We start from the raw sequence: 9870 nt of genomic DNA, 5'->3' as shown, positions 1-9870 counted from the left end.
TAAAAATTTGGTCAACCTTTTTAAAGGTTGTGGGTGTGGGCAAAGCCCACAAATACTTTTCTCTTACGCAAAGCTTCGATAGCCAAACAGCAGGCTGTTTGGCGGCTTGAACACAATAGCGAAAGCCTTATAATGCGACAGCAACACAAAAATCCGTTCTTCTTTATTATGAAGTATCTCTTTTAAAAGGCTGTCGCCTGTTTTAACAAACTTTGCTTTAGCACACACAAACAGCGTTGCTGTTTGTGCCTGAAAATTTGAAATAAAAACAGCTTTCTTGGGCGTTGCCCAAACCCACGAGCCTTTAAAAAGGCTCGACCTAAATTTTATATTATTTATCAGAAACTCTCTGCTAAACAATAATTTACCCCAATCATTGACATTAAGCCAAAAAATACCGCTTGGTTACAACACCAAGCGGTAAATAATAATATTCAATTTAAAATCAACCGTTGAAAGAGTAGTTTGGAGCTTCCTTTGTAATCTGAATATCATGTGGGTGGCTCTCACGAAGACCTGCACCTGAAATTCTTACAAACTGAGCCTTCTGATGAAGTTCAGAAATAGTAGCACAGCCGGTGTAGCCCATACCTGACTTAAGACCACCCATAAGCTGATAGATTGTGTCGCCAAGAGTTCCCTTGTAAGGTACTCGACCCTCAACACCCTCAGGAACAAACTTGTTGTTGCTTGCCTGGAAGTATCTGTCTGAGCTGCCTTTACCCATTGCACCAAGGCTGCCCATACCACGGTAAACCTTGAACTGTCTGCCCTGATAAATCTCTTTTTCTCCGGGGCTTTCCTCACAGCCTGCAACAAGTGAGCCGACCATAACAACGCTGCCGCCTGCGGCAAGTGCCTTTACAATATCTCCGCTGTACTTAATACCGCCGTCGGCAATTACAGGAATACCGTACTTAGAAGCCTCGCAAGCTGCGTCATAAATAGCTGTAATCTGTGGTACACCGATACCTGCAACAATTCTTGTTGTGCAGATTGAACCGGGGCCAATACCAACCTTTACTGTGTCTGCACCTGCCTCAATAAGAGCCTTTGCAGCTTCAGCTGTAGCAATGTTGCCTGCAACGAGAGGAACATTAGGATAAGCCTTTTTAACCTTAGCAACGGTTTTTACGATGTTTGAGTTGTGACCGTGAGCTGAGTCAAGGAAGAGTACATCGACCTGTGAATCAACAAGTGCTGCAACTCTGTCAAGAACATCAGCAGTAGCACCGATAGCAGCACCACAGAGGAGTCTGCCCTTGTCGTCACGAGCTGAGTTTGGATACTGAACTGATTTTTCAATATCTTTAATAGTAATAAGTCCCTTGAGGCTACCGTCAGGTCCAACAAGCGGAAGCTTTTCAATTCTGTGCTTGCGAAGAATTTCCTGAGCCTGCTTTAATGTTGTGCCTACAGGAGCAGTAACAAGGCTTTCGTATGTCATAACGCTTGCGATTGGCTGGTTAAAATCTGCACCGGTCATAAAGCGAAGGTCACGGTTTGTGATAATACCAACAAGCTTGCCGTCACGGCAGATTGGCACACCTGAGATTTTATACTTGCCCATAAGGTCATTTGCGTCACGAACTGTATTCTCAGGAGAAAGGAAGAACGGATTTACAATAACACCGTTTTCGCTTCTCTTAACACGGTCAACCTGGTCAGCCTGCTTTTCGATGCTCATATTCTTGTGAATGGCACCAATACCGCCCTCTCTGGCAATAGCAATAGCCATTGCAGTTTCGGTTACAGTATCCATTGCGGCTGTAACAACAGGAGTGTTAAGTTTGATATTCTTTGTAAGATTTGATGAAATGTCAACATTTTTCGGCTCAACATCTGACTCGCCCGGAATGAGAAGTACATCGTCAAAGGTAAGACCTTCTTTGCCGAATTTCTGATTGTAATCTGTATTCAACATAATCTATCCTCCATTTTCCTTTTCTCGTAGTATTTATTATTAAATTTAATTATATCAAAAAAATCCTTTAAGTGCAACAGGTAATTTGTAGTTTTTATAATTTTTATGTCGAAAAATTTATAAGCTGTTATTGTCTGCGTAATCAGTAAATTTTTGTTTATATTGAAAGATATTACTTACGCTCAGTTGTATAATCAGCACCTATACTTCGTTGTTTTAAATAATATTTTCCTGTTTTAATATGCAAAATGACAAAAATATTTTGCTTTTACAGATGTATAAAAAACGCTTTTTATAAACTTTATTACAACCGCAAAAAAGCCTTGCTTTACCTTTATTTGCGTATTATAATATAGGATAGCTATTTAGATTATAATTTACGAAAGGATAGATTTTATGCCTTTTATAGATGTTAAAACAAATATCGCTTTCTCAAAGCAGAAAGCAGACGAGCTTATGAATGAACTTTGTTCTTCACTCAAGGTTATCGGTAAAAGCGAAGCATATGTGATGTGTGCCGTTAATGACGGAGTAAAAATGAGCTTTCAGCAAAACAGTGACGAGCCTGTGGCAATAGTGGAGGTCAAGCTTTTGGGTAAGGCTACAAATGACGGCTACGCAAAAGCTACCGAAAACATCTGCAAAATTATGCAGAGCTACGGTGTTTCGGGCAAGCGTTGCTATGTAAAATATGATGAAATTGAGCATTGGGGCATGGATAGCTTTATGTTCTGAAAATAAAACTTTAAAACTATTATTTGGATAATTATTATTGGGAGAAAGAGTTATTATGAGAATTGTTGTTCTTGCAGGTGGATTAAGTACAGAGCGTGATGTGTCTATATCTTCAGGTATCAAGGTAGCGTCTGCTCTTCGTGAAAAGGGTAACGAGGTAGTTTTGCTTGATGTGTTTATGGGTTATGAAGAAAATATCTGTGACATTGACGCACTCTTTAAAAACAACTACAGCTTTACAGACAGCCTTGGCGTAGGTACAGAAATTCCTGACATTAAAACAGTTAAGGAAAAGCGTCTTGATAAGTCAGCTCGCTTTATCGGTATGAATATTATAGAAATTTGTGCCGAGGCTGATATTACATACCTTGCACTTCACGGCGGTGAGGGCGAAAACGGTCAGATTCAGGCAACACTCGACCTTTTCGGCATTAAATATACAGGTTCAGGTTACTTGGGTTCGGCTCTTGCTATGAACAAGGCACTCACTAAGAGCGTTCTTCTTCAAAATCAGGTTACAACTCCTGCCGGCAGAGTGTATAAGTCAGCAGAGGACGCTGAGGACTGGGGTTACTACCCATGCGTTGTAAAGCCTTGCTCAGGCGGTTCAAGCGTTGGTATTACAAAGGCAGAGAACAGAGCCGAGTATTTAAAGTCTGTTAAAGAGGCTTTTAACTATGAAAAAGAAATCGTTGTTGAGCAGTTTGTTGAGGGCAGAGAGTTCTCAGTCGGTGTTATCGGTGGCAGAGCATTGCCACCAATCGAGATTATTCCAAAAACAGGCTTTTATGACTATGTAGCAAAGTATCAGGCAGGTGCAACAGACGAAATCTGTCCGGCGGACATCACACCAAGTGAGGACGATGTACTTCGCAAGGCTGCCGAGGCTGCGTTCAAGGCACTTAATCTCCAGAGCTATGCACGAATTGACTTTATTCTTGATAAAGTGTCGGGCGAAGCATATTGCCTTGAGGCAAATTCACTTCCGGGTATGACTCCTACAAGCTTACTTCCTCAGGAAGCAGCGGCAGAGGGCATTGACTACCCATCACTTTGCGAAAAAATCATTGAGGTTTCTCTCGAAAAATACAACTAATTGCAGTTTGAGGTGACTTTGCGGTGAATGAGACTGTATTACTTTATAATTACAAGGGCGACAGACTAAAGACAGTGAGAAGCGTGCTTTTATCTATGAAAATTCCCGTTAAAATAGCCGTTAAAAAGGATTTTTCAAAGCCTGTGGGCGAGCTTTTCGGCTTAAAGGATATTGAACCGTTGCCCGACAGCTTTGAAAGCTTTTCTGACGAACTTATGGTAATCAAGGATTTTCCGTACCTCACCTTGAATATAATGCTTAAAAAGCTTGAAAGCTTTGGCATAACAAAAATGCCCCTTATGTGTGCCTTAACTCCCGACAATAGCCGTTGGAGCGGCAACCGCCTTTATAAAACAGTCAGCGAGGAGCATAAGCAGGATAAACAAAATACTAATCTTAAAATTAAATTGTAAATTTATTAAAGCATATTTTGGCAGAGCAGTATTTTATAATATTGCTCTGTTTTATTGTTATAATTTTAATCTTGCTAATCAAGCTTTTTTTTGGTATTATATAAAGATAGTATAGGTTTAGTGAGTGATTGTATGTATATAAAAACAAAGCCTTTTGTAAAATGGGCAGGTGGAAAAAGTCAGATTATCAGTGAAATAAGAGATAAATACCCTGAAAATATAAAGTGCTATTGTGAACCTTTTGTTGGTGGCGGTGCAGTATTATTGGATATATTGGCGAACTGTCAGCCTGAAAAAGTATTAATTAATGATATAAATAAAGAACTTATAGTTACATATAATCAGATAAAAAACAATGTTGATAGTCTTATTCATAAATTATCTGCATTGCAAAATAATTTTATTAGTGCAGACACAGAGCAAAGAAGGAATATATTTAACGAAAACAGAAGTCTATATAATTCACTAAAGAATAATCACAATAAATATAATGAATTAGAGATAGCGGCTTTATTTATATTTTTAAACAAAACTTGCTTTAACGGCTTGTATCGAGTAAATCGAAATGGTGATTTCAATGTGCCTGTCGGTGCATATAAAAATCCGCTAATTTGTGATGAAACAACTCTCAGACAAAACAGTTTGCTTTTAAAAAATGTAAAAATATTATGCGGTGATTACAGTAACTGCATTAATTACATTAATAATGATACTTTTGTTTATATAGACCCTCCATATCGACCGTTGACGCAAACATCATCTTTTACATCTTACTCTTCTAAAGTGTTTGATGATAAAGAACAAATACGATTGGCGGAGTTTATTGATGCTATTTCTGATAAGGGTGCTGTTGTTGTTGCAAGTAATTCAGATCCACAAAATACAGATGAAAATGATATGTTTTTTGATGATTTATATAAAGACTATAACATTAAAAGAATACCTGCCAAGCGTATGATTAATAGTAAAGGCAAAGGCAGAGGAAGTATAAACGAACTATTAATAAGTAACTTTTAGATAAGGAAATATTATGAAAAGAAATTTTGATGAATGGCTCGCTGAGTTTCGTGGAAGTATTGCAAATTATGATTATTATATTGATTTTGATAAGATTTATAATAATATAAATAAAATCAAGGTTGAACTAAATATTTTAAATAGTTTAATCGGCTCAAAAAATATAGAAAAAGATTTTGAAAATGTAATATCAAAATATCCTGAAACTTTAAAGTGTATCCCTTTGTTGCTTGCGGTAAGAGCAAATGAAATATATGCTATGGATAGTGACGGTGAATTTACATATAATTTTAAAACTCAAAATTATAGTATTGAGCAATACAAAATATTTATGAGAAAGACAGGTTTGTTTGATTTATTGGAAAACCATATAATAAATAATCTTGTAGATTATGCTACAGGTGTAGAAACAGGACTTGACTCGAACGGCAGAAAAAATCGTGGTGGTCATTTAATGGAAGATTTAGTAGAAAGCTTTATTAAAAAAGCAGGCTATAAGAAAAACGATACCTATTTTAAAGAAATGTATATACATGAAATAACTGATAAATGGGGCATAGACCTTTCTGCGATATCTAATAGTGGAAAATCTGAAAAAAGATTTGATTTCGTAATTAAAACAAAAAATATGATTTATGGAATAGAAACGAACTTTTATGCGAGTGGAGGTTCAAAGCTCAACGAAACAGCGAGAAGCTATAAACAGATTGCTCAGGAAGTTGACACTATAGACGGTTTTACATTTGTGTGGTTTACAGATGGTTCGGGCTGGAAAAGTGCAAGACACAATTTAGAAGAAACATTTGATGTAATGGACACAATTTTTAATATTAAAGATTTGGAAAATGATATAATATCGCAATTAGCTTAATATTAACATAGTGGTAAAATTAATATGAAACAGAAAAAAATTAAAAAGTGGGAGCCTGAAGATTTTGAGTTGGAAATGACTACACACTGGTCTTTTCCTAAGCGTGGTGATTGGGCTACTCACGATGCAAAGTGGCGAGGTAATTGGTCGCCTTATATTCCGAGAAATATTATTCTAAGATACTCGCAAGAAAACGATCTTGTGCTTGATCAATTTGCAGGCGGTGGCACAACACTTGTTGAAGCAAAACTTCTTAACAGAGATATTATTGGTGTAGATTGTAACGATGTTGCTCTTGAACGCTGTGAAGAAAAAACTAATTTTGATTATGAAAAAGCTAACGGAAGAGTTTATATACGCAAGGGCGATGCAAGAAATCTTGATTTTGTTGATGATGAAAGTATAGATTTAATATGCACACACCCACCATATGCCAATATTATTAAGTATAGTGACGGACTTGAAGATGATTTGTCACAGCTTAAAGTAAAAGATTTTCTTGAACAGATGAAGCCTGTTGCAAAAGAGTGTTACAGAGTGCTGAAAAAAGGTAAATTCTGTGCGATTCTTATGGGGGACACAAGGCAAAAGGGACATATGATTCCTATGAGTTTTGAAGTAATGAAAATATTTCAGGACGCAGGCTTTACTTTAAAAGAAATCATAATAAAAGAACAACATAATTGCAGGGCAACCGGATATTGGAAAACCAACAGTGTAAAATACAACTTTTTACTCATTGCACACGAATATCTTTTTGTGTTTCATAAAATGTAATTAAAATATAATTTAGCAGAGCAATATTTCTTATCTTATAATATTGCTCTGTGTTTTTATGCTTTAAAAATAATTGCAAATTCGCTGATATTTTGTAGGAATTAGCAAATTTATCTTGCGGTTTTTACTTGATTTATTTTTGATTTTGTATTACTATATAGATGTATGATTTTTAAAAGAAGAAAAGGGGATTTTTCTATGAAAAAAGTAATTTCATTGGCACTTGCGGCTGCAATTTGCTCAGCTTCAATGCTCCTTGCTGCTTGCGGCGGCAACGCAGGCACAGCTACTAAGGACGAAACATCAGACACAAAGACTATTGCTACAGTTGACGACCTTGAGGGTGCAAAGATTGGTGTTCAGCTTGGTACAACAGGTGACATTTACGCAAGTGATTACGAGGACAAAGGTTCTATAATCGAGCGTTACAACAAGGGTGCCGACGCTGTTCTCGCTCTTACACAGGGCAAGATTGACTGCGTTATCATCGACAGCGAGCCTGCTAAGGCATTCGTTGCAGCTAATGAGGGTCTTAAAATTCTTGACGAGCCGTTTGCAGAGGAAGATTACGCAATTTGCGTAGCTAAGGACAACACAGACCTTCTCGGCAAAATTAACACAGCTCTTGCAGAGCTTAAGGCTGACGGCACAACAGAGAATATTGCAAAGAACTTCATTGGCGATGACACAAAGGGCAAGACTCCTTATGTAACCCCCGAGGGAACAGAGTATCCTAACGGCGAGCTTCATATGGCTACAAACGCATTCTTTGAGCCTTATGAGTATTATGAGGGCGACACTGTTGTAGGTATTGACGCATCAATGGCTCAGGCTATCTGCGATAAGCTCGGCTACAAGCTCGTTATTGACGATATGGATTTTGATTCTATCATCACTGCTGTTCAGACAGGCAAGGCTGACTTCGGTATGGCAGGTATGACTGTTACCGAGGAGAGATTGCAGGCTATCAGCTTCTCTGACAGCTACACAACAGCTACTCAGGTAATTATAGTTAAGGAATAATTAAGAATTTTGGAAAGGCAGCCGAAAAAGCTGCTTTTCTGATGTATAAAGGGATTTAGCATATGGATCAATTTTTTCAGGAAATGGCTGCAAGCTTTCAGAAAACCTTTATTAAGGACGACCGCTGGCTGCAATTTTTAAAAGGACTTGGGGTAACCGTTGAAATTACAGTGTTTGCTGCAATTATCGGCATTGTTCTCGGCTTTTTGATTGCTATGGTTCGCTCAACCTACGACAAAACCCTTATGGGCAGAAAATGCAGAAAGCCAATGGATTATCTCTTAAAGTTTTTGAATGTGCTTTGCAACATCTACATTACAGTAATCAGAGGCACACCTGTAGTAATTCAGCTTATGATTATGTACTACATTGTGTTTGCGTCATCAAGAAACGGCATTATCGCAGCGGTGCTTTCATTCGGTATTAACTCCGGTGCGTATGTGGCTGAAATTGTGCGTTCGGGTATTATGTCAATCGACAAGGGACAGTTTGAGGCAAGCCGTTCACTCGGCTTTAACTACAGAAGTACAATGTTCCACATCATTTTGCCACAGGCATTTAAGAATGTACTACCTGCTCTTGGCAACGAGTTTATCGTGCTTGTTAAGGAAACCTCAGTTGCCGGCTATGTAGCATTGCAGGATTTAACCTATGTGGGCAACCTTATTCGCTCAAGAACCTACGAGGCTTTCTTCCCACTTATTGCGATAGCGTTAATCTACCTTATTATCGTATTGATTTTGACATACTTCCTCAAGAAGCTTGAAAGGAGGTTACGCAGCAGTGACCACTAATGATGTTTTAATAAAGGTCGAGGGTTTAAAGAAATCCTTTGGCGACAAAGAAGTGCTCAAGGGCATCAATGCCGAGATTGACAAGGGCGATGTTATGGTGGTAATTGGTGCGTCAGGCTCGGGCAAATCAACATTTTTACGCTGCCTTAACCTGCTTGAAGAGCCAACAGACGGCAAGATTATTTTTGACGGCGTTGACATCAGCGACCCGAAAATCGACATTGACCTCCACCGCAGAAAAATGGGCATGGTGTTCCAACAGTTTAACCTTTTCCCACATATGACCGTTCTTAAAAATATGATTTTAGGCCCGGTAAAGCTTCTTAAAAAGAGCAAGGAAGAGGCAACAAAAGAGGCAATGGAGCTGCTTGAGAGAGTAGGACTTGCCGACAGAGCCAACGATTATCCGTCACAGCTTTCGGGCGGACAAAAGCAGCGTGTAGCCATTGTAAGAGCGTTGTGTATGAACCCTGAGGTGATGCTTTTTGACGAACCGACTTCGGCACTTGACCCTGAAATGGTAGGAGAGGTGCTTGAGGTTATGAAAAGACTTGCCAAGGACGGAATGACAATGGTTGTTGTAACCCACGAAATGGGCTTTGCACGAGAGGTGGCTACAAATGTAGTGTTTGTTGACAATGGTGTAATTGTTGAGCAGGCACCGCCACAGGAATTCTTTACAAATCCAAAGAACGAGAGATTGAAAGAATTTTTGTCAAAGGTATTTTAATTGAATATTTAACCTATAGCCTGATGAGTAGTAGCTTGTCAGGCTTTTGTGTTTTTTATTACGAGAAGATAGTTTGCTGAATAACAGTTTTCTTGTTCCCGACAATAAATGAGTAATAGTCGGGAATTAAAAGCATTGATTTTTCTATGCTTTCTGCTCGGATATAAAATTTAGGTCGAGCCTTTTTAAAGGCTCGTGGGTTTGGGCAACGCCCAAGAAAGCTGTTTTCATTGCAAATTTTCAGGCCAAACAGCAACGCTGTTTGTGTGATAAAGCAAAGTTTGATAAAACAGGCGACAGCCTTTAAAAAGAAATACTTCATTAATAAATAATAAAAGAAAAATGTCTTTTTGTGTTGCTATCGCAATTAAAATGCTCACGCCATTGCGTTCAAGCCGCCAAACAGCAAGCTGTTTGGCTATCAAAACTTTGCGTTATCTAAAGTATTGTGGGGGTTTGCCCCCCCCCCAACCCTTGTAAAACGGTTCCC

10 protein-coding genes are annotated in these 9870 nt (G+C 38.4%); 9 read left to right on the top strand and 1 reads right to left on the bottom strand.

Annotated features, from left to right (window positions below; all coding sequences use genetic code 11):
* Positions 1-445: 445 nt before the first annotated feature.
* Entirely contained in the window at positions 446-1924 is a 1479-nt protein-coding gene (guaB, locus tag ACJMMI_RS02060; RefSeq protein ID WP_405353039.1) for an IMP dehydrogenase, read from the bottom strand.
* 396 nt (positions 1925-2320) lie between these two features.
* On the opposite strand from guaB, the gene ACJMMI_RS02055 reads away from it, so the two are divergent.
* From ACJMMI_RS02055 to ACJMMI_RS02015, 9 genes are all read left to right on the top strand, one after another.
* Positions 2321-2659 carry a phenylpyruvate tautomerase MIF-related protein gene (locus tag ACJMMI_RS02055; protein ID WP_405353037.1) on the top strand — a complete coding sequence of 113 codons (339 nt, stop codon included), beginning with the start codon at positions 2321-2323 and terminating at the stop codon, positions 2657-2659.
* 55 nt (positions 2660-2714) lie between these two features.
* Positions 2715-3755: a D-alanine--D-alanine ligase gene (locus ACJMMI_RS02050; RefSeq protein WP_405353035.1), complete on the top strand. Its 1041-nt coding sequence runs from the start codon at positions 2715-2717 to the stop codon at positions 3753-3755.
* Positions 3756-3778: 23 nt separating this feature from the next.
* Positions 3779-4168, top strand: coding sequence for a DUF3783 domain-containing protein (locus ACJMMI_RS02045; protein ID WP_405353033.1), 390 nt, complete (start codon positions 3779-3781; stop codon positions 4166-4168).
* Between the two features lie 132 nt (positions 4169-4300).
* A complete protein-coding gene (locus ACJMMI_RS02040) occupies positions 4301-5185 on the top strand; it encodes a DNA adenine methylase (protein ID WP_405353031.1) in 885 nt (294 codons plus the stop codon).
* A gap of 13 nt (positions 5186-5198) precedes the next feature.
* On the top strand, positions 5199-6056 hold the full coding sequence (locus tag ACJMMI_RS02035) for a type II restriction endonuclease (protein WP_405353030.1): 858 nt from the start codon (positions 5199-5201) through the stop codon (positions 6054-6056).
* A gap of 24 nt (positions 6057-6080) precedes the next feature.
* Positions 6081-6833 (top strand): TRM11 family SAM-dependent methyltransferase, encoded by a 753-nt coding sequence (locus ACJMMI_RS02030; protein ID WP_405353028.1) that lies wholly within the window; start codon positions 6081-6083, stop codon positions 6831-6833.
* 198 nt (positions 6834-7031) lie between these two features.
* Positions 7032-7856 (top strand): transporter substrate-binding domain-containing protein, encoded by an 825-nt coding sequence (locus ACJMMI_RS02025; protein ID WP_405353027.1) that lies wholly within the window; start codon positions 7032-7034, stop codon positions 7854-7856.
* Positions 7857-7918: 62 nt separating this feature from the next.
* Positions 7919-8650: an amino acid ABC transporter permease gene (locus ACJMMI_RS02020; RefSeq protein ID WP_405353025.1), complete on the top strand. Its 732-nt coding sequence runs from the start codon at positions 7919-7921 to the stop codon at positions 8648-8650.
* Positions 8640-9380 (top strand): amino acid ABC transporter ATP-binding protein, encoded by a 741-nt coding sequence (locus tag ACJMMI_RS02015; RefSeq protein ID WP_405353023.1) that lies wholly within the window; start codon positions 8640-8642, stop codon positions 9378-9380. Before ACJMMI_RS02020 ends, ACJMMI_RS02015 begins: the two co-directional genes overlap by 11 nt.
* Positions 9381-9870: the final 490 nt, after the last annotated feature.

This window comes from Ruminococcus sp., from assembly GCF_045129435.1.
In the GTDB taxonomy this organism is placed as follows: domain Bacteria; phylum Bacillota; class Clostridia; order Oscillospirales; family Acutalibacteraceae; genus Ruminococcoides.
Note: the sequence above shows the minus strand (reverse complement) of the source record. Positions and strands in the feature narration are given on the sequence as shown.